This window comes from Billgrantia gudaonensis (assembly GCF_900100195.1).
GTDB classification, from domain to species: Bacteria; Pseudomonadota; Gammaproteobacteria; order Pseudomonadales; family Halomonadaceae; genus Halomonas; species Halomonas gudaonensis.
Genome location: NZ_FNES01000013.1, coordinates 55,142 through 75,410 on the forward strand (window position 1 = coordinate 55,142; position 20,269 = coordinate 75,410).

The following is a 20,269-nucleotide window of genomic DNA, read 5'->3' on the forward strand; positions in this document are numbered from 1 at the left end:
GGGATTCCGGTCACATAATCATACTGAGGCTAGCAGTGTCCCAGGGCGGTTTCCGCTATCGGGTGGCGCTTGCAGTCAACGCTGGCGCGTCAGCCCAGTGGGCCGAGCGCCACGCGCAACGCCAGCCCCAGCAGCATCACGCCGGTCAGGCGGTGTATCCAGTGGGCACGTGCCTGCAGCCAGGGCAGTACCCGCGAATGCGACAGCGACATCGCCACCAGCACGTACCAGCCGCCATCGATGAGCATGGCAGTGGCCACGATGACCGCCTTGCCCGCCAGGCTCGTTTCCGGGGTGACGAACTGACTCAGCAAGGCAACGAAGAACAGAATCAGCTTGGGGTTGCCCAGCGCCACCAGGAAGCCTTCGCGCACGGCCTGAACGCGAGTGGTTTCGGCGGCGGACGCAGCCAGCATCGCGCCGCGCCCCGCCCGCAGCGACTTGATGCCCAGCCAGGCGAGATAGCCCGCCCCCGCCCAGATGATGCCCTGAAAGAGCGAGGGAAAGCGCACGATCAACGCCCCGAGCCCCCACACCGTCAACAAAGCGTAGAACCCCACGCCCAAGGCATGGGCGAGCGCCGCCGCCATGCCCGGCACCCGACCGCCACCCAAAGTATGCCGCAGCACCAGCGCCAAGCTGGGCCCCGGCGACATGGCTCCCATGGCACACACGGCAGCGAGTGACACCCACAGCGATAACGGCATGACGACTTCCTGATGTAGTAGCGAGCGTCGCGCTCAGCGGTGAAACTGCCCTTCACGCTCCGGCTGCCACAGGATGGCATCGATGCGCAGTTGCGCTTCGCCGCCACCGGGCAACGGCCACTCGATGACATCGCCGACGCGCAACCCGATCAGCGCCGCACCGATGGGCGCCATCACCGAGATGCCATCCTCCGTGGCGGCCAGCGCATGGGGATAGACGAGGGTGCGAATCATCTGCCGGTCGCGAGTCAGGTCGGTGAACTGTACCTGACTGTTCATGCTCACGGTATCCGCAGGGATCTCCTGGGGATCGATCACCTCGCCCCGTGCCAGTTCTTCCTCCAGCAGCTCGGCGACTGCCAGGCTCTCTCCGCTGGCCACGTCGATGAGACGCTGCAGCCGTTCGGCATCGAGCCGATTGATGATGATGGGGGGACGGGACGTCATACGCCCTCCTTGATCCGTTCCAATCAACGCTTTGTGGACGCAAAACCGGCCATCCAACGAAAACAGCCCTCCGCCCGCCATGCGGGAGAAGGACTGTATGCCCACCACCATACGCCATCCATACCCAAGGCGACAGCCCCCTGAATTCCTGCGCCCAATGACGCTACACTGACGGCACATCCAGCCAGGAAGTGCACAATGACCGTACGCACCTTCGCCATCGCGCTCATGGTTCTCGGCCCCGTGTTGATGATCGTCGGCTGGCAGACGACCAGCCCGGGCGGCTTCGTGGGTATCGTCCTGATCGTGCTGGGCGCCATTCTGCTGTGGACCCGCCGGACTTCCCGCCATGGGCGCTGAACAGCCCGATGCCGCCGAGATGCCGGAAGAGCGTCTCACCGGACTGGTGAGCCTGATCGACAGGCTCAAGCACGCCGGCCGATACGACGACAGCGTCAGTCTCGAAGCCATTCTGGACTGCGTGGGGCGACGAACCTTCGCTCCCTTCCTGCTGATCGCCGGCCTGATCACCCTCGCCCCGCTGATCGGCGATATCCCTGGCGTACCCACGCTGATGGCCAGCCTGGTGGCACTCACCGCCGCACAACTGCTGTTGGGGCGCGAACACCTGTGGCTGCCGCGCTGGCTGCTCGCCCGCCGGGCATCGCGCCAGCGCTACCGCCAGGCACTGGAGTGGCTGGAGCGGCCGGCCGGCTGGATCGACCGACTCATCAAGCCGCGGCTGCGTCGGCTAACGCGCCCCCCTGCCCACCTGGCAGTCGCCCTCACCTGCCTGCTGATCGCCCTGGCCATGCCGCCCATGGAGCTGATCCCCTTCACCGCCAACGGCGCCGGGCTGGCGCTGACGCTGTTCGGCCTGGCACTGTTCGCCGAAGATGGCCTGATGGCGCTGCTCGGTTACGCCCTGACCGGCGGCACACTGGCCGTGGTGCTTCTCAGCCTGGTCTGACTCGCCGCCGCTACGCCCCGCGCTTCGGGAGCCGCCATGCCCAGCCGCCTCACGCCGCTAAAACCGGTCCTTTCTGCAACGGCGCGCGTCGGCTACGTTGCCAAGGGGCTCGTCTACCTGCTGATCGGCGGCCTAGCCTCGCTGGCCGCAGCCGGGCTGGGCGGCGACAACGTCGGCTCGAAGCAAGCCATCAACCGGCTCATTGCCCAGCCCTTCGGCGACCTCATGATCGGCCTTCTGGGCGCCGGGCTGCTGGCCTATGCCCTATGGCGCCTGCTCCAGGCCCTGGTGGATACCGAGGGAATGGGCCTGAGGCTCAAGGCCATTGGCGCCCGCCTGGGGTTTCTCGCCAGCGCCGCCGTGCATGCCAGCCTCGGGGCCTACTGCTTCGACCTGCTGCGCCATGCGGCGACGGCCTCTGGCGAACGCCAGGCCCAGGATCGCACCGCCGAACTGATGAGCCATCCAGGCGGGGGCTGGCTGGTATTCACCGCCGGCCTGGTGTTTCTGGGCATTGGTCTGCGCCAGTCATGGCGCGCGCTGCGCCGCACCTACCTCAGGAACTGGTATCGGCGGGAGATGAGCACGGCCCAGCGCCGGCTGTTCGAGGCCATCACCCGCTGGGGTCTCACGGCGCGGGGCGTGGTGTTCGCGGTCGTCGGCCTGTTCCTGTGCATTGCCGCCTGGCAGACCGACCCCAGCCAGGCCCAGGGCCTGGGCGGCGCCCTCAGCGTACTGGCCCGCCAGCCCTTCGGGCCATGGCTGCTCGGCATCGTGGCACTGGGCCTGGTCGGCTACGGAATCTACTGCCTGATCAACGCCGCGTTCCGCGACACCAGCATCGATTGAGGAGAAAGGGCAGAAACGCAAAACAGCCGCCGTTAAGCGACTGCTTCTGAAATGGTACCGGCGGTCGGACTCGAACCGACAAGGGCTTGCACCCGGCGGATTTTGAATCCGCTGCGTCTACCAATTCCGCCACGCCGGCAACGCGCGTTGCATTATACGTGGGCACCCAAAGAGGTCAATCGAAGCGACTGACTTCGCGGCCGTGAGCCGGTATCCTTGGCGGCTTGTCCAGACGGTCCAGCCGTCAAGGTTCCGCCCACCTCCGTGATTTTCGAGCCTCCAGATCGCATGCAGCGTGCCGATTTCCATTACGAACTTCCCGAAGAGCTGATCGCCCGCTACCCCTCCGAGCAGCGCAGCGACTGCCGGCTGCTGTGCGTCGACGGCGCCAGCGGCGCTCTCGAACACCGTCGCTTCCCCGAGCTCACCGAGCTGCTCGAGCCCGGCGACCTGCTGGTGTTCAACGACACCCGAGTGATTCCCGCCCGTCTGCATGGCCACAAGGCCAGCGGCGGGCGCATCGAGCTGCTGCTCGAGCGCCCGCTCGACGCCCATCGCGGCCTCGCCCACCTGCGTTCGAGCAAGTCGCCCAAACCGGGCACCGAGCTCGTCTTCGAGGGCGGCGTTCGCGCGGTGGTCGAGGGGCGTGAGGGGCCTCTTTTCAAGCTGCGCTTTCTCGGCGAAACGCCGCTGGTCCAGTTGCTGGAGCAGCACGGCCACATGCCGCTGCCGCCCTACATCGACCGCGAAGACGAACTCGCCGACCGCGAGCGCTACCAGACCGTCTATGCACGGCGCGACGGTGCCGTGGCCGCGCCCACCGCCGGGCTGCATTTCGACGAGCCGCTGCTCGAGGCGCTGGCGGCCAAGGGCGTGGAAAGCGCCTTCGTCACCCTGCACGTGGGCGCCGGCACCTTCCAGCCGGTGCGCGTAGACGACATCCGTGAACATACGATGCACAGCGAGTGGGTCGAGGTGTCGCCCGGTGTCTGCGAGCAGGTACGTACCGCCCAAGCGCGCGGCAACCGCGTGGTGGCGGTGGGCACCACCAGCGTGCGCTGCCTGGAGAGCGCCTGCGCGGCGACCCCCGACGGGGCGATTGCCCCGTTAACCGGCGAGACCGACATCTTCATCTTTCCCGGTTATGAATGGCGCTGCGTCGACGCCCTGATCACCAACTTCCATCTGCCGGAATCGACCCTGCTCATGCTGGTGTCGGCCTTTGCCGGCTTCGATACCACCATGACCGCCTATCGCGAGGCGGTCGAGGCCCGCTATCGCTTCTTCAGCTACGGCGATGCCATGTTTCTGACGCGCCAGCCAATGCCTGCCTGATTCCAGAGAGCCCCATGCGCAACGACTGTTTCATGACCTTCGAGCACCTGGCCAGCGACGGCCGGGCCCGCCGTGGCCGCCTGCGTTTCCCGCGCGGGACCGTAGAAACCCCCGCTTTCATGCCGGTGGGCACCTACGGCACCGTCAAGGGCATGACGCCGGCCATGGTCGAGGAGATAGGCGCCGAGATCATTCTCGGCAACACCTTCCATCTGTGGCTGCGCCCCGGCACCGAGGTGATCGAGGCCCACGGCGACCTGCACGACTTCGCCCAGTGGCAGGGGCCCATTCTCACCGACTCCGGCGGCTTCCAGGTCTTCTCGCTGGGCGACATCCGCAAGATCACCGAGCAGGGCGTGCACTTCCGCTCGCCGGTGGACGGTGCCAAGGTCTTCATGGGGCCCGAGGAGTCCATGGCCGTCCAGCGCGCTCTGGGATCCGACGTGGTGATGATCTTCGACGAGTGCACTCCTTATCCGGCCGACTTCGAGACGGCCGAAGCCTCCATGGAGCTATCGCTGCGCTGGGCGAAGCGTTCGCGCGAGGCTCACGGCGACTCGCCCTCGGCCCTGTTCGGCATCATCCAGGGCGGCATGCATCCCGAGCTGCGCGAGCGCTCGCTGAAAGGGCTGCTCGACATCGGCTTCGACGGCCTGGCCATCGGCGGGCTCTCGGTGGGCGAGCCCAAGGAGGAGATGATGCGTGCCCTCGACTACCTGCCCACCTGGATGCCACCCGAACATCCGCGCTATCTGATGGGCGTCGGCAAGCCGGAGGATCTGGTGGAAGGGGTGCGCCGCGGCATCGACATGTTCGACTGCGTGATGCCCACGCGCAACGCACGCAACGGCCACTTGTTCACGGCCACGGGTACGGTGAAGATCCGCAATGCCAGGCACCGCCACGATACCGGCCCGCTGGAGGCCGACTGCGACTGCTATACCTGCCGGCACTTTTCCCGTGCCTACCTTCACCATCTGGATCGCTGCAACGAGATGCTCGGCGCCATGCTCAACACCATCCATAACCTGCGCTACTACCAGCGCCTGATGGCCGGTTTGCGCGGTGCCATCGAAGCGGGTACATTGGCGAACTTCGTGGAAGGCTTCTATGCGCAGCGCGGCCTGCCGGTTCCTCCCGCACCGAATTGACCGATCCCCAGTCGGCAGCACCCAAAGGAATGCGGGCGCCGGCTGACGCCATTCTTCACCCGTCTTGTCACACACTCAGGAGACCCATTGATCATGCTGGACTTCTTCATCTCGCCGGCCCATGCCCAGGATGCCGGCGCTGCCGGCGGCGGTATCGCCCAGATCGTCATGCTGGTCGGCTTCGTACTGATCTTCTACTTCCTGCTGTGGCGCCCCCAGGCCAAGCGCGCCAAGCAGCACAAGGAGTTGGTGGGTGGCCTCTCCAAGGGCGACGAGGTGGTCATCGGCGGTGGCCTGGTGGGCCGTATCACCAAGGTCAGCGACGAGTTCATCAGCATGGAAATCGCCGAAGGCACCGAGGTCAACGTGCAGAAGAGCGCCGTAGCGGCAGTGCTGCCCAAGGGCACCATCAAGTCCATCTGACCCGGCAAACACTGCACACCAAACGATGCCCCGCCGTGCTCGCCACCCGGGGCATCGTGTCGTGGCGACACGCCCCGGTCTCCCTTTCTGCAACCTAGGGCAGGGTTCCCATGCTCAACCGTTACCCCCTATGGAAGTATCTGCTGATACTCGTCGTGCTGCTGCTCGGACTGATCTACTCGCTGCCCAACCTCTTCCCTGAGGATCCGGCGGTTCAGATCAGCACCGAACGCGGCGACAGCACCGTCGGCGGCAGCCAGCTCGAACGCATCGAACAGGAGCTGCGCGACGCCGGCATCGCCATCAAGGCCGTGGAGGAGGAGGACAGCCGCGTTCTCATTCGCCTCGAAGACGACGACGACCAGTTGCCCGCCCGCGACCTGATCGCCGAACGGCTCGGCGACGACTACGTGGTTGCACTCAACCTGGCCGAATCCACGCCCGAGTGGCTGCAGTCGCTATCCGCCTCGCCCATGACGCTGGGCCTCGACCTGCGCGGTGGCGTTCACTTCCTGTTGGAAGTCGACATGGACGCTGCCCTGGAGCAACGACTGGAAGTCAATGCCAGCGCCATCCGTGAACAGCTCCGCGACGAGCGCATCCGCTATCGCGACACCCAGATCGAGGAACGCTCCCTCACCTTTACCTTCGCCAACGAAGAAGATCGCGATACCGCCCGCGGCCTGATCAGTCGCGAGTTTCCCGACTTCGACTACGCCAGCGAAGAGGACGGACGAGCCGCGCTTCTGGAAATGACTCTCACCGACCAGGCCGTCACCGAGATTCAGGACTATGCCATCGAGCAGAACCTGACCACGCTGCGCAACCGCGTCAACGAACTCGGCGTAGCCGAACCCCTGGTGCAGCGCCAAGGGCCGAATCGCATCGTGGTCGAACTGCCCGGCGTGCAGGACACGGTGGCCGCCAAGCGCGTGGTGGGCGCCACCGCCAATCTGGAGTTCCGCCTCGAGGCACGCCCGGACACCCCGGACAGCGAGACTCAGAGCTTCCCGTTCCGTAACGACGAGAATCGCAGCGCCGACCTGATGCGCGACGTCATCATCACCGGCGACAGCGTGTCGAGTGCCAACCGCAGCTTCGACGAGAACGGCCGCCCCCAGGTCAACATCGATCTGGACGGCACCGGCGGCACCCTGATGAACCGTGCCACGCGCACCAACATCGGCCGCAACATGGCGGTGCTGTTCATCGAGCACAAGACCCGCGAACGCACGGTGATGGAAGACGGCGAAGAAATCACCGAGCGCGAACCCTACACCGAGCGCGGCATCATCAGCCTGGCCACCATCCAGAGCGCGCTGGGCAACAGCTTCCGCATCACCGGGCTCGACTCGCCCACCGAAGCAGCGGAGCTCGCGCTGTTGCTGCGTTCCGGCTCGCTGGCCGCGCCGATCTACTTCGTGCAGGAACGCACCATCGGCCCGAGCCTGGGCGCCGAGAACATCGAGCGTGGCATCATGTCGGTGCAGATCGGTCTGCTGCTGGTGGTGGCCTTCATGCTGGTGCGCTACAAGGTGTTCGGGATTTTCGCCAACGTCGCCCTGGCACTCAACCTGACCCTGCTGGTGGCCGCCATGTCGCTGCTCGGCGCCACCCTGACCCTGCCCGGCATCGCCGGCATCGTGCTCACCCTGGGCATGGCCGTGGACGCCAACGTGCTGATATTCGAGCGAATACGCGAGGAACTGCGCAACGGCCTGTCGATACAGCAGGCCATTCAGGCCGGCTACGAGCGTGCCTTCAGCTCGATCATCGATGCCAACATCACCACCCTGCTGGTAGCGGTGATTCTGTTCTCGATCGGCACCGGGCCGGTCAAGGGCTTCGCCGTGACCCTGTCGCTGGGGATTTTGACCTCGCTGTTCACCGCTTTGATGGTGACTCGCGCGATGGTCAACCTCACCTACGGCGGCAAGCCGGTCAAGAAGCTCTGGATCTAAGAGGTGACCATGAAGACCCTCATCAACCGACAGTTCGATTTCATGGGCAAGCGGCGCATCGCGTTCGCCGTCTCCGCCGCAATGCTCCTGGTAGCGATCGCTTCGCTGCTGTTCCAGGGGCTCAGCCTGGGATTGGACTTCACCGGCGGAACCCTGGTGGAAGTGCGCTACTCGGCAGCACCATCGCTGGATGCCGTGCGCCAAATCCTCGAGGCTGCTGAATTCCGCGATGTTTCGGTGCAGACCTTCGGCGCTTCCACCGAGGTCTTGATCCGCCTGCAACAGGCCTTCGACCCCGACGTGGGCGAACGCGTGGTGGAGCTGCTGCGTCAGTCGGGCGACAGCGTTGAGCTGGTGCGCGCCGAGTTCGTGGGCGCCCAGGTGGGCGACCAGCTACGCGACCAGAGCGGCATGGGCCTGCTGGTGGCACTGGGCATCGTGATGCTCTACGTCGCCTTTCGCTTCCAGTACAAGTTCGCCATCGGCGCCCTGCTGGCCCTGGTGCACGACGTCATCGTCGTGGTCGGCATCTTTTCGCTGTTCCAGTTCGAGTTCGACCTCACGGTGCTCGCCGCCCTGCTGGCGGTGATCGGCTACTCGCTCAACGACACCATCGTGGTCTACGACCGCATCCGCGAGAACATCCGCAAGTCGCGCATCGACGACATGCCGACCATCTTCAACGAAGCGATCAATGCCACCCTGTCGCGCACCCTGGCAACCTCCGGCACTACCCTGCTGGTACTGCTGGCTCTGCTGCTGCTCGGTGGCGACATGATCCACTACTTCTCGGTGGCTCTGCTCGTCGGCATCGTGGTCGGCACCTTCTCCTCCATCTACGTCGCCTCGGCCCTGCTGCTGACCGTGCACCTGGAGCGCAAGGATCTGATACCGCCGCCGAAGGAAGCGGACGAGGAGGAAGAGCAGTTGCCCTGACAGCTCGAAGCGACCCTGAACGAAAACCGCCCCCGCAGCACATCGCTGCGGGGGCGGTTTTCTTTCGGCTTCCAGCTCAAGGCTGCTGGCTCAGAAGTGCGGCTTCAACTGCTGCACCAGCGCCTTGTAGAGCCGCGGCCCGGCGGCCATCAACGGCCCCTCCACCGTCACGCCCGGCTGACCGTCCGGAGTACCCATCAGCGCCCCGGCCTCCTTGAGCAGCAGTGAGCCGACATGCATGTCCTGCTCCTCCAGCCCCAGTACGAAGGCGGCATCCACATGCCCAGCGGCGAGTTCGGCGATATCCAGCAGGCCACTGCCCGAGGCAAGCATCAACTCGACCTGGGGGCCGAGCTGCTGCACCAGGGTCAGGTAGCTGGGCAGATAGCGGGTACGCAGCGATGCCTCGGGCAGGCTCATCGCCAAGCGTGCTCCACCGATCGACGTGGTCTTGGGTACGCGGATGCGCTTGCCGTTGAGCTGAGCACCGCGACCACGGCTGGCCAGGTATTCATCGTCGCTGAACGGACAGATCACCACGGCGTGTTCCGCTCGACCCTTGACCAGGCAAACGACGGAGAGCGCGAATCCGGAGGCGGCCACACCGAGGTTGGAGTAGCCGTGGAAGGGTTCGATCCGCCACAACACGTCGCGCCCTTCGCCCTCTCCCGCGCGATAGGGGGTATAGCGGCCGACCATCCCATGCTGGGGGTAGCCACGCGAGAGCTGACGGGTGATCAACGTCTCGGCGTTGCGGGCGGCTTCCTGCAACGTGCGCTGAAGATTGTGTTCTTCATGGGCATTCTCGATACGCTCGCGAATGCGCAGGAACTGTTCGGCGGCGCTGCGCGAGGCACGCAACGCAAATTGGACCATCGGATGCATGATCGGGCCTTGGGTACTCGGTGGTGTTAAAGAACGGGACGTTCGCTCGGAACGATGGCGCGAATCCTAGCAGAAGCGGGCGGGGCACGCCATCGGACCCGTCACCCGTAGCCCGTAGCCCGTAGCCCGTAGCCCGTAGCCCGTAGCCCGTAGCCCGTAGCCCGTAGCCCGTAGCCAGCATGCTAGACTCTTGTCCCTTCATTCATCGCTGCAGGGGCTTTCACCATGCTCGAGCGCATCCGCATCGTCCTGATCGGCACCAGCCATCCCGGCAACATTGGCGCCACGGCGCGGGCCATGCACAACATGGGGCTTTCCGATCTGGCGCTGGTAGCGCCGCGCTGCGAGCCGCTCACTGCCGACAGCATCTCGCGCGCCTCGGGTGCCGACCACCTGGTGCACGCCGCCCGCGTGCACGATACCCTGGACGCGGCGATAGCCGACTGTACCCTGGCCGTGGGGGCCAGCGCTCGCTCGCGCACCCTGCCCTGGCCGATGCTAACGCCGCGCGAACTCGGTGCGCGTCTGCCCGAGGAATTGGCCAGCGATGACGCCCGGGTAGCGCTGGTGCTCGGTCGTGAGGACAGCGGCCTCACCAACGCCGAGCTGCAGCGCTGCCACGCCCACGTGCACATCCCCACCAACCCGGACTTCAGCTCGCTCAACCTCGCTGCAGCGGTGCAGGTGCTCGCCTACGAGTGTCGCCAGGCGTGGCTCGACAGCGCCACGACCGCCGTCTCGCCCGAGGAGTCGCCCAGTCTGGCGAGTCACGACGAGCTCGAACGCTATTTCGAGCATCTCGAGCGCACCCTGATCGCCATCGGATTCCATGACCCGAAAACGCCCCGCCAGTTGATGGCACGGCTGCGCCGCTTCACCCTACGCGCCCGTCCCGAGCGCCTGGAGATCAACATCCTGCGTGGCATTCTCACCGCCACCGAACAGCAGGCCGACGCCCAGCGCACCAGCGATAGCGGGGAGTGATGTCCGCCGAGCGCTTGAAGCGGCCTGGTGCCGCCCCCAATAATGGGAAGACGATTCCCGGTGGCGTCTGCCGAGCACCCCGCCACCCCCTGCCACACAGGACCGTCGCATGTTTCAACGCCTTCGCGAGGACATCAACAGCGTATTCGCCCGCGACCCGGCGGCACGCAACTTCCTGGAAGTGCTGACCAACTATCCGGGCCTGCATGCGCTGCTGATCCATCGTCTGAGCCACTGGCTATGGCAAAAGAACCTCAAGTGGCTGGCACGCACGCTCTCCACCTTCGCCCGCTGGCTCACCGGAGTGGAGATCCACCCGGGTGCGACGATCGGACGGCGTTTCTTCATCGACCACGGCATGGGCGTGGTGATCGGCGAAACCGCCGAGGTGGGCGACGACGTCACCCTCTACCAGAGCGTCACGCTGGGCGGTACCAGCTGGAACAAGGGCAAGCGTCATCCAACCCTGGAGGACGGCGTCATCGTAGGGGCTGGCGCCAAGATCCTCGGCCCCTTCACGGTGGGCGCCGGGGCCAAGATCGGCTCCAACGCCGTGGTCACCAAGGAGGTTCCCGCCGGGGCCACGGTGGTGGGCATTCCCGGCAAGATCGTCAAGCGCGACGACCCCGATGCCGCCGAAGCGCTGGCCGTGGATCCCGAGCGGCGCGAGGCCATGCGCCGCAAGTTCGGCTTCGATGCCTACGGGGTCAGCGAGGACATGCCCGACCCGGTGGCGCGCTCGATCCAGGCCATGCTCGACCACATGCATGCCGTGGACGAGCGCATCGAACGCATGTGCCAGACCCTGCGCAAGCTCGACGCCGGCTACCGCGATGGCCGCCTGCCTGAGCTGCGCGACGAGGACTTCGCCGAGATACTCGCCGATGTGGAGAGCTGCTGCGGCCCCACCCATCGCGATGACGACGAGGAAAACGCCTCTGCCGAGCGCGGCGAGACGTCGCAGGGCGGCCCGCGGGAGAATGGTTGACCGCCGTACTGGGTCTTTACCATAATGATCGTTCGACTCCCGTGGCCCTGCCGTCGGTGGTGGCTTGAACGCCCACCGGGCGACGGTCTGCCCGCCGCCGAGGTAAGCCAGCTATGCATTCGACGAGCCCACCATGCGTTTGACCACCAAGGGACGCTACGCCGTCACTGCCATGCTCGACCTGGCCCTGCATGTCGACAAGGGGCCCACCAGCCTGGCCGATATTTCCCGACGTCAGGAGATATCGTTGCCTTACCTGGAGCAGCTCTTCGCCCGCCTGCGCCGCGCGGAACTGGTCAAGAGCGTGCGTGGCCCCGGAGGCGGCTATCTGCTCGGTGCGCTGCCCGACGAGATCTCGGTGTCGCGGGTCATCGACGCCGTCGACGAATCGGTGGATGCCACGCGCTGTCAGGGCTTGTCCGATTGCCAGCAGGGCGACACCTGCCTGACTCACCACCTGTGGTGCGACCTCTCCGAGCAGATCCGCGGCTTTCTCGACGGCATCACCCTGGGGCAGTTGGTCGCCAGCGGAGAGGTGCAGCGCATCGCGGCGCGTCAACGCAGCACCCGCACCGCCGACACCATCGCCACCACCAGCTCGCCCTGACGCCGCCCCGCCCCTGGACACTCAGCATGGAGACGCCCGCGAGCCCATGAGCGCCCTCGTCTATCTCGACTATGCCGCCACCACCCCGGTCGACCCGCGCGTGGCCGAGGCGATGAGCCGTCACCTCACTCTGGACGGCATCTTCGCCAATCCCGCGTCGCGCAGCCACATGCTAGGCTGGCAGGCGGAGCAGGTGGTGGAGAGTGCACGTCGCCAGGTCGCCGACGCCATCGGCGCCGACCCGCGCGAGATCGTCTGGACGAGCGGCGCCACCGAAGCCGACAACCTGGCGCTGACCGGTTTTCTGCGCGCCAATCGCGGCCGCGGCCGCCACCTGGTGACCTCCGTCGTCGAGCACAAGGCCGTGGTCGACACCGCCGCGGCGCTGGAGAGCGAGGGCTACGAGGTCACCTGGCTCACTCCCGGCCGAGACGGACGCGTCACCCCCGAGCAGTTGGGCGAGGCGCTACGCCCCGATACCGTGCTGGTCTCGCTGATGGCGGTGAACAACGAGCTGGGCTGCATACACGACCTGGCGGCACTCGCCGAAGTCGCCCACGCCGGCGGCGCCGCCTTCCACGTCGATGCCGCTCAGGCAGTGGGACGCATTCCACTCGACGTCGAACGGCTCGGCATCGATCTACTGTCGCTCTCCGGCCACAAGCTCTACGGCCCCAAGGGCATCGGCGCGCTCTACGTGCGGCGCAGCCCCGATCTTCGCCTGGAAGCACTGATTCACGGCGGCGGACACGAACGCGGCATGCGCTCCGGCACCCTGCCCACCCACCAGATCGCGGGCATGGGCGAAGCCATTGCCTTGACCGTCGCCGAAGGTGAAGCCGACCAGGCACGCATCACCGCGCTGCGCGACCGCCTGCTCGCCGGTCTCTCCGACCTCGACGGCATCCACCGCAACACCGACCTCGCAGTGGCGGTCCCCAACATTCTCAACCTCGCCTTCGAGGGCGTGGATGGCGAATCGCTGCTCATGGCGCTGCGCGACGTTGCCCTTTCCACCGGCTCGGCTTGCAACTCAGCGAGCGTCGAGCCGTCCTACGTGTTGAAGGGTATCGGCGTGCCGCGCTCTCTGGCGCTGGCCTCGCTGCGCTTCAGCTTCGGTCGCTTCACCACCGAGGCGGACATCGACCAGGCGCTGGCTTCGCTGCATCACGCCCTCACCGGCCTGCGGCGCTAGCCGCTCCACCCACCCTTGCAGGAGAACCACCATGGCACACCTTTCGATCACCGATGCCGCTGCCGAGCAGATCCGCCGGGTGCTCGAGGAGCGCGGCCACGGCCTGGGCCTGCGGGTCTCGGTCAAGCCCAGCGGTTGTTCCGGCTACAGCTACGTGCTCGACTTCGCCGACGAGTCGGCCGATGACGACGTCGCCTTCCAGGAGCGCGGCGTGACCGTCTACGTCGCCCCCGATGCCTTGGAAATGCTCGACGGCAGCGAGGTCGACTACGTCAACGAAGGGCTCAACCGCTTCTTCCGCTTCAACAACCCCAACGTCAAGGACCAGTGTGGGTGCGGCGAGAGCTTCAGCGTCTGAAGCAGCACTGCACAAGTGTCTGCGCGGGCAAATCGCTGCGTTGCGCGCGGCGCGACATCCTCACCTAGTACCGCATAGGCTCCGGTGTCTGCGCTGCGTGCGCCTGGCGCTTCACTCCGCTCGCCGACTTGTGCAGCGTTTCTTTCCACTGGAGCAACGATTGTTCAACGCCCGTCAGGAGCGTTATACTTTGCGTCCACTGCATTTGCGCTGAACCGTCTGCGCCGATCGTCTGGCGGTCGACGCCAACGCATCTTCTTCGAAGCGCCGCGCCTGCCGACTCCTCGCGAGTTTCGGCAAACGCGGCGCTATCCTCATCTGCACCGTCCACGGAGAGTACGCCCATGGCAACCGAACGCACCCTGTCCATCATCAAGCCCGACGCCGTCGCCAAGAACGTGATCGGCGAGATCGAGAGCCGTTTCGAGAAGGGCGGGCTGGCCATCGTCGCCGCCAAGATGCTGCACCTGTCTCGCGAGCAGGCGGAAGGCTTCTACGCCGAGCACAAGGAGCGCCCCTTCTTCAACGACCTCGTCGGCTTCATGACCTCCGGTCCGGTGGTGGTGCAGGTGCTGGAAGGCGAAAACGCCATTGCCGCCAACCGTGAGCTGATGGGCGCCACCAACCCCAAGGAAGCCGCGCCGGGCACCATCCGCGCCGACTTCGCCGAAACCATCGATGCCAACGCGGTGCACGGTTCGGACTCTCCCGAGTCGGCCGCACGCGAGATCGCTTATTTCTTCGAAGAGAACGAAATCTGTCCTCGCGGCTGAATGCCTCTCTCGCGGGGGCCATGACCCCCGCCTCCAGCCCAACCCGTAGCGTGACGCCATGACCGCTGATACCGCCCCCCAGAAAACCAACCTGCTCGGTCTCTCCCGCGATGCGATGGAAGCCTTCTTCCTGTCGCTCGGCGAAAAGAAGTTCCGCGCCGCCCAGGTGATGAAGTGGATCCACCACGAGGGATGCGACGACTTCGCGGCCATGACCAACCTCTCCAAGGCGCTGCGCGAGCGCCTGGCCGAGGTGGCCGAGATCCGCGGTCCCGGGGTCGTCTACGAAGGCACCTCCAGCGACGGTACGCGCAAGTGGGTGCTGGAAGTGGGAGACGGCAGCTACGTCGAGACGGTGCTGATTCCCGCCGACGACGGCAAGCGCCGCACCCTGTGCGTCTCGTCTCAGGTCGGCTGCTCGCTCGACTGCAGCTTCTGCTCCACCGGCAAGCAAGGCTTCCAGCGCAACCTCTCCGCCGCCGAGATCATCGGCCAGGTGTGGGTGGCCCAGCGCAGCGTCGGACCGCGCAAGGACACCGCCAACCGCCCGGTGACCAACGTGGTGATGATGGGCATGGGCGAGCCGCTGATGAACTACGACAACGTCGTGCCGGCGATGAAGCTGATGCTCGACGACAACGGCTACGGGCTCTCCAAGCGCCGCGTCACCCTCTCCACCTCCGGGGTGGTGCCGATGCTGGACAAGCTCGGCGACGAGCTCGACGTGAGCCTGGCCATCTCGCTGCACGCCGCCAACGACACGCTGCGCAACGAGCTGGTGCCGCTCAACCGCAAGTACAATATTCGTACCCTGCTCGACGCCTGCCAGCGCTATCTCGCCAAGTGCGACGACACGCGCATGGTCACCATCGAGTACACCCTGATCAAGGACGTCAACGATCAGCAGGTGCACGCCCGGGAGCTCGCCGAGCTGCTGCACGAGCTGCCGTGCAAGATCAACCTCATCCCCTTCAACCCGTTCCCCCACTCGGGGTACGAGAAACCGTCACGCAACCAGGCAATGCGCTTTCAGCAGTGGCTGTATGAACTCGGCTACACGGCACCGATCCGTACCACCCGCGGCGACGATATCGACGCCGCCTGCGGCCAGTTGGTGGGGCGGGTGAAGGACCGCACGCGCCGCCACGAACGCTACATCCGCTCGATCCAGATCGATGCCGACTGAACCGTGCCCGCCTTGACTTCAGTCCGGCACGGCGCTTTGATGGACAGGCTTTTCGCCACGGTCGGCCTGCATCTCGATGTCAGCGCCACCGGTCCGTTGCACCCCTTGAAGAGGATGCCATGACGCGTCATCCCTGGCTGCTACCTCGCCGCTCGCCCCTGTCCCTCGCGGCAGTCCTGGCCGGGTCGCTGTGGCTGGGCGGCTGTGCGGGCATGACAGAGCGAACCGACGACGCTGGCGGAGGTGCTGCCGAAGCCTACACTCGGCTGGGTGTCGCGTACCTCGAGCGCAACAATCTACCGCGCGCCATGTCGGCCCTGGATCGTGCCCTGGAGCACGATCCATCGTCGCCGGAAGCACTGCAGGCCATGGCCGTGGCCTATCAGCGCCAGGGTGAAGACGATCTCGCCGAAGAGGCCTTTCGACGGGCCCTGAGCAGCGACCCCGACTTCACCCAGGCGCGCAACAACTATGCCGCCTTTCTGTATGACCTAGGCCGCACTGAAGAAGCCTGCGAACAGCTCGAGCACGCCACCCGCGATACACAGTACGCCCGGCGCGCCCAACTGTTTGCCAATCTCGGGCGTTGTCGCCGCGACCAAGGCGAGATCGACGCCGCCCGCACGAGCCTGGAACGGGCCGTCAGCCTCGATCCGCGCTATGCCAGTGCCTATCTGCGCCTGGCCGACCTGGCACTGGCCGAGGGCGAACTCGCCCAGGCCCAGCGTCAATTGGAACGCTACATGAGCCTGGCCGGCGAAACGGCCGAGGCCCGCGCGCTGGCCAACGAGATCGCCACTGCCCGCAGCGGCGACGCCGCGCTGCGCAGTGACCCAGACGCTCCATGAACAACGTTTATCATGAAGGAAGCTCAGCCATGAGCGACACCCACGACACCGATGCCGCCGATCTCGTGTCTCAGAGTTCCTCTCCCGGGGAACTGCTGCGACGCGAGCGCGAGACGCAGGGCCTGAGCCGAGGCGAGGTCGCCACGGCGCTCAATCTGCGTCCCGCCGTGGTGGTGGGCCTGGAGGAGGACACCTACGACCAGGTGCCCATCGCGGCTTATCGTCGCGGCTACCTGCGCGCCTACGCCCGCCTGCTGGGCATCGAGGAGCGCCCCATCCTCGACGCCTACACGCGCCGTTTCGGCCACGAGGAGCCGCCGCAGCACACCACTCCCGTCCAGGTCACCAAGCCGCCGTCGCGGCTCGGCGCCTGGCTGTTCAAGCTGGTCACCCTGCTGGTCATCGCCGGCCTCATCGGGCTGACGCTAGTATGGTGGCAAAGCCGCGGCGGCGGCGAGCCCCCCGATGTGAGCGATAGCGGCTCCGTCTCGGTGGACGGCCTCGACGGCACCTCGTCGGTGGTCGAAGAGTCACGGCAGCCAACGAGCGACGAAGGCCTCCCGCCGCTACCGGAAGAGGGCGTCGACCCCTTGGGCGACGAGTCGGCAGCATCTTCCATGCCCGACGACGCCACCACCGCCGTGGATCGCGTCGACCCGAGCGCCAGCCAAACGCTGTCGGCCACCGCGCCAGCCGAACCCGAGACGGCGAACGCCGCGCTCGACGATTCCGCACCCGTCGACAGCGACGAAAGCTCGACAGCCTCCGAAACGCCGACGACCACCGATGAAACCGGCGGCGACGAGACGGTCGCCGATGTCGACGACGACGCCTCCAACGCCGAGAACGAATCCGCCGCACCAGAGGCGACAAGCGCCGACGGGGCGGCTTCCGAGCCGCAAGACGGTGCCGCGAATGCCGACGCCAACGTGTTGGCATTCACCTTCAACCAGCAATCGTGGACCGAAGTGTTCGACGCCAACGACGAGCGCATCTTCGTGGGTCTTCAGGAACCCGGAACCAGCGCTCGCGTCGAAGGCGAACCACCGTTTCGCCTGACCGTCGGCAACGCCTCCGGCGTCGAGCTCGAGTGGCGCGGCGAGGTCGTGAACATCACCGACCGTGCCGGCGCCAACAACGTCGCCCGCTTCACCCTGGGAGAATGATCCGCCGCCATGCATGCACCATCCCCCATCGTTCGTCGCCCGTCGCGCCAGATCCATGTCGGCAAGGTCGCCGTCGGAGGCGATGCGCCCATCTCCGTGCAGAGCATGACCAATACCGACACCCTCGACGTGACGGCCACCGTGGCACAGATCCGTCAGCTCGAGGCCGCCGGCGCCGACATCGTGCGCGTCTCGGTGCCGACCATGGACGCCGCCGAGGCATTCGGACGCATCAAGCGTGAGGTGACCGTACCTCTGGTCGCCGACATCCACTTCGACTACAGGATCGCCCTGCGCGTCGCCGAGCTGGGCGTCGACTGCCTGCGCATCAATCCCGGCAACATCGGCCGCGAGGATCGCGTGCAGGCCGTGGTCAGCGCCGCGCGCGACAACGGCATCCCCATCCGCATCGGCGTCAATGCCGGTTCCTTGGAGAAGGATCTGCAGAAGAAGTACGGCGAGCCCACGCCCGCCGCACTGGTGGAATCGGCCATGCGTCACATCGACCACCTCGATCGCCTCGACTTCCCCGACTTCAAGGTGAGCGTCAAGGCTTCCGATGTCTTCATGGCGGTGGCCGCCTACCGCGAGCTGGCCTCGCGCATCGAGCAGCCGCTGCACCTCGGGATCACCGAAGCCGGTGGGCTGCGCTCGGGCACCGTGAAGTCCTCCATCGGCCTGGGCATGCTGCTCATGGACGGCATCGGCGACACCATCCGCGTATCGCTGGCCGCCGATCCGGTCGAGGAGGTCAAGGTCGGCTACGACATGCTCAAGAGCCTGCGCCTGCGCAGCAAGGGCATCAACTTCATCGCCTGCCCCAGCTGCTCGCGCCAGAACTTCGACGTCATCGGCACCATGAACGCCCTGGAAGAGCGCCTCGAGGACGTCATGACGCCGCTGGACGTCTCGGTGATCGGCTGCGTGGTCAACGGTCCCGGCGAGGCCAAGGAGAGCGACGTCGGGCTCACCGGCGGCAGCCCCGCCAACCTCGTCTACCTGGATGGCAAACCCGCCTCCAAGCTGCGCAACGACCACCTGATCGACGACCTCGAGCGGTTGATCCGCGAGAAGGTGCGCGAGAAGGAGCAGGCCGAACGGGACGTGATCGCTCGTGGCGACTGAGCCGAGCGACGACAAGGAGCCAGCATTGAGCAAGCCTCACAGCAGTCAGAAAAAGATCCAAGCCATCCGTGGCATGAACGACCTGCTGCCGGATCAGTCGGCCCGATGGCAGTACGTCGAAGGCACCGTCGCGGCATTGATGCGCCGCTACGGCTATGCCGAGATTCGCACGCCCATCGTCGAGCAGACGGCGTTGTTCGCCCGTTCCATCGGCGAGGTCACCGACATCGTCGAGAAGGAGATGTACACCTTCGAGGACCGCAACGGCGACAGCCTGACCCTGCGCCCCGAGGGCACGGCGAGCTGCGTGCGCGCCGCCATGGAGCACGGCCTGCTGCACAACCAGACCCAGCGCCTGTGGTACCAGGGGCCGATGTTTCGCCACGAACGCCCGCAGAAAGGGCGCTACCGGCAGTTCCACCAGTTCGGCGTGGAGGCCTTCGGCCTGGAGGGGCCGGACATCGACACCGAAGTGATCCTCCTCTCGGCTCGACTGTGGCAGGAGCTCGGCCTCGCCGAACACGTCACCCTGGAACTCAATTCTCTGGGCTCGGCGGAGGCGCGTGCCGCCTACCGCGACAAGCTGGTCGCCTACTTCGAGGCGCACTTCGACAGACTCGACGAAGACTCGCGGCGGCGCCTCGTCAGCAACCCGCTGCGCATTCTCGACTCCAAGAACCCGGACATGGCTGCCATGCTGGCCGACGCACCGCGGCTGATGGACCATCTCGACGCCGAATCCCGCGTCCACTTCGAGGGCCTCACCGCCCGCCTCGAGGCCGCTGGCATCGACTACGTGATCAATCCGCGCCTGGTCCGCGGGCTGGACTACTACGGTCGCACCGTCTTCGAGTGGACCACCTCGGCGCTGGGCAGCCAGGGCACGGTGTGTGCCGGCGGCCGCTACGACGGCCTGGTGGAACAGCTGGGCGGCAAGCCGACCCCGGCGGTGGGTTTCGCCTTGGGGGTCGAGCGACTGATCCTGCTGCTCGAAACGCTGGAGCTGATGCCCGCCAGCATCGAAGACACGCTGGACCTCTACCTGATGCCCCTCGACGAGAGCGCCGAGGCGCCGGCGATGCTGCTGGCCGAGGAACTGCGCAGCGAGCTGCCCGGGCTGCGCCTGCAGCTGCACTGCGGTGGGGGCAGCTTCAAGAGCCGCATCAAGAAAGCCGACAAGAGCGGTGCCCGCCTGGCGCTGCTGCTCGGCGAGGATGAGCTCAGCCAACAACGGGTGACCGTCAAGTTCCTGCGCGAGGCGCGAGATCAGCAGCCCATCCCCCGTGAGACGCTGGCCGCCTGCCTGTCCGAATGGCTGGCCCAGGCACCCGACTGACCGGCCCTGACCCGGACACGCCGTGCCCAAGATCGCAAC

At 66.3% G+C, this 20,269-nt stretch carries 22 protein-coding genes and 1 tRNA gene; 19 read left to right on the forward strand and 4 right to left on the reverse strand.

Going from position 1 to position 20,269, the window contains the following annotated elements:
* Positions 1-89: 89 nt before the first annotated feature.
* Positions 90-707: a LysE family translocator gene (locus BLP96_RS14590; RefSeq protein WP_089687421.1), complete on the reverse strand. Its 618-nt coding sequence runs from the start codon at positions 705-707 to the stop codon at positions 90-92.
* A 33-nt stretch (positions 708-740) separates the two neighbouring features.
* Positions 741-1,154 carry a nucleoside diphosphate kinase regulator gene (gene rnk / locus BLP96_RS14595; protein WP_089687423.1) on the reverse strand — a complete coding sequence of 138 codons (414 nt, stop codon included), beginning with the start codon at positions 1,152-1,154 and terminating at the stop codon, positions 741-743.
* Positions 1,155-1,352: 198 nt separating this feature from the next.
* On the opposite strand from rnk, the gene BLP96_RS20145 reads away from it, so the two are divergent.
* From BLP96_RS20145 to BLP96_RS14605, 3 genes are read left to right on the forward strand one after another with little or no spacing between them, the layout of a single operon-like run.
* Positions 1,353-1,514, forward strand: a complete 162-nt coding sequence (locus tag BLP96_RS20145; protein WP_176761534.1) for a hypothetical protein — start codon at positions 1,353-1,355, stop codon at positions 1,512-1,514.
* A complete protein-coding gene (locus BLP96_RS14600; RefSeq protein WP_245682274.1) occupies positions 1,504-2,124 on the forward strand; it encodes an exopolysaccharide biosynthesis protein in 621 nt (206 codons plus the stop codon). Before BLP96_RS20145 ends, BLP96_RS14600 begins: the two co-directional genes overlap by 11 nt.
* 36 nt (positions 2,125-2,160) lie before the next feature.
* Positions 2,161-2,973: a DUF1206 domain-containing protein gene (locus tag BLP96_RS14605; protein ID WP_089687425.1), complete on the forward strand. Its 813-nt coding sequence runs from the start codon at positions 2,161-2,163 to the stop codon at positions 2,971-2,973.
* Between the two features lie 52 nt (positions 2,974-3,025).
* Here BLP96_RS14605 and BLP96_RS14610 read toward each other — a convergent pair.
* Positions 3,026-3,112: transfer RNA gene (locus tag BLP96_RS14610), tRNA-Leu, on the reverse strand.
* Between the two features lie 149 nt (positions 3,113-3,261).
* Here BLP96_RS14610 and queA point away from each other — a divergent pair.
* The 5 genes from queA to secF all read left to right on the forward strand — a co-directional run bounded on the left by queA (position 3,262) and on the right by secF (position 8,779).
* Positions 3,262-4,308 carry a tRNA preQ1(34) S-adenosylmethionine ribosyltransferase-isomerase QueA gene (queA, locus tag BLP96_RS14615; protein WP_089687426.1) on the forward strand — a complete coding sequence of 349 codons (1,047 nt, stop codon included), beginning with the start codon at positions 3,262-3,264 and terminating at the stop codon, positions 4,306-4,308.
* A 32-nt stretch (positions 4,309-4,340) separates the two neighbouring features.
* Entirely contained in the window at positions 4,341-5,459 is a 1,119-nt protein-coding gene (tgt, locus tag BLP96_RS14620; RefSeq protein WP_479688548.1) for a tRNA guanosine(34) transglycosylase Tgt, read from the forward strand.
* Positions 5,460-5,552: 93 nt separating this feature from the next.
* Positions 5,553-5,882, forward strand: a complete 330-nt coding sequence (gene yajC / locus BLP96_RS14625; RefSeq protein WP_089687639.1) for a preprotein translocase subunit YajC — start codon at positions 5,553-5,555, stop codon at positions 5,880-5,882.
* Positions 5,883-5,992: 110 nt separating this feature from the next.
* On the forward strand, positions 5,993-7,843 hold the full coding sequence (gene secD / locus BLP96_RS14630) for a protein translocase subunit SecD (RefSeq protein WP_089687430.1): 1,851 nt from the start codon (positions 5,993-5,995) through the stop codon (positions 7,841-7,843).
* Positions 7,844-7,852: 9 nt separating this feature from the next.
* Positions 7,853-8,779: a protein translocase subunit SecF gene (gene secF / locus BLP96_RS14635; protein WP_089687431.1), complete on the forward strand. Its 927-nt coding sequence runs from the start codon at positions 7,853-7,855 to the stop codon at positions 8,777-8,779.
* Positions 8,780-8,869: 90 nt separating this feature from the next.
* On the opposite strand, the gene BLP96_RS14640 is transcribed toward secF, so the two are convergent.
* Positions 8,870-9,664 carry an inositol monophosphatase family protein gene (locus BLP96_RS14640; RefSeq protein WP_089687433.1) on the reverse strand — a complete coding sequence of 265 codons (795 nt, stop codon included), beginning with the start codon at positions 9,662-9,664 and terminating at the stop codon, positions 8,870-8,872.
* A gap of 225 nt (positions 9,665-9,889) precedes the next feature.
* Here BLP96_RS14640 and trmJ point away from each other — a divergent pair, with 225 nt between their 5' ends.
* From trmJ to hisS, 11 genes are all read left to right on the forward strand, one after another.
* The gene (gene trmJ / locus BLP96_RS14645; protein ID WP_089687435.1) at positions 9,890-10,648 is read left to right on the forward strand and encodes a tRNA (cytosine(32)/uridine(32)-2'-O)-methyltransferase TrmJ; all 759 of its coding nucleotides are present in this window, start codon (positions 9,890-9,892) and stop codon (positions 10,646-10,648) included.
* A 109-nt stretch (positions 10,649-10,757) separates the two neighbouring features.
* Positions 10,758-11,636 carry a serine O-acetyltransferase gene (gene cysE / locus BLP96_RS14650; RefSeq protein ID WP_089687437.1) on the forward strand — a complete coding sequence of 293 codons (879 nt, stop codon included), beginning with the start codon at positions 10,758-10,760 and terminating at the stop codon, positions 11,634-11,636.
* 133 nt (positions 11,637-11,769) lie between these two features.
* Positions 11,770-12,243 (forward strand): Fe-S cluster assembly transcription factor, encoded by a 474-nt coding sequence (locus BLP96_RS14655; protein WP_089687440.1) that lies wholly within the window; start codon positions 11,770-11,772, stop codon positions 12,241-12,243.
* Between the two features lie 46 nt (positions 12,244-12,289).
* On the forward strand, positions 12,290-13,438 hold the full coding sequence (locus BLP96_RS14660; protein WP_089687443.1) for an aminotransferase class V-fold PLP-dependent enzyme: 1,149 nt from the start codon (positions 12,290-12,292) through the stop codon (positions 13,436-13,438).
* Between the two features lie 31 nt (positions 13,439-13,469).
* The gene (locus tag BLP96_RS14665) at positions 13,470-13,796 is read left to right on the forward strand and encodes a HesB/IscA family protein (RefSeq protein WP_089687446.1); all 327 of its coding nucleotides are present in this window, start codon (positions 13,470-13,472) and stop codon (positions 13,794-13,796) included.
* 344 nt (positions 13,797-14,140) lie between these two features.
* Complete coding sequence (gene ndk, locus BLP96_RS14675) at positions 14,141-14,569, forward strand: nucleoside-diphosphate kinase (protein WP_089687453.1); 429 nt, start codon at positions 14,141-14,143, stop codon at positions 14,567-14,569.
* Positions 14,570-14,627: 58 nt separating this feature from the next.
* The gene (gene rlmN / locus BLP96_RS14680) at positions 14,628-15,755 is read left to right on the forward strand and encodes a dual-specificity RNA methyltransferase RlmN (protein ID WP_089687456.1); all 1,128 of its coding nucleotides are present in this window, start codon (positions 14,628-14,630) and stop codon (positions 15,753-15,755) included.
* Positions 15,756-15,874: 119 nt separating this feature from the next.
* Entirely contained in the window at positions 15,875-16,603 is a 729-nt protein-coding gene (gene pilW / locus BLP96_RS14685; RefSeq protein WP_089687460.1) for a type IV pilus biogenesis/stability protein PilW, read from the forward strand.
* Between the two features lie 29 nt (positions 16,604-16,632).
* Entirely contained in the window at positions 16,633-17,769 is a 1,137-nt protein-coding gene (locus BLP96_RS14690) for a RodZ domain-containing protein (protein WP_089687464.1), read from the forward strand.
* Positions 17,770-17,778: 9 nt separating this feature from the next.
* Positions 17,779-18,894, forward strand: coding sequence for a flavodoxin-dependent (E)-4-hydroxy-3-methylbut-2-enyl-diphosphate synthase (gene ispG, locus BLP96_RS14695; RefSeq protein WP_089687467.1), 1,116 nt, complete (start codon positions 17,779-17,781; stop codon positions 18,892-18,894).
* A gap of 25 nt (positions 18,895-18,919) precedes the next feature.
* Complete coding sequence (hisS, locus tag BLP96_RS14700; protein ID WP_089687471.1) at positions 18,920-20,230, forward strand: histidine--tRNA ligase; 1,311 nt, start codon at positions 18,920-18,922, stop codon at positions 20,228-20,230.
* Positions 20,231-20,269: the final 39 nt, after the last annotated feature.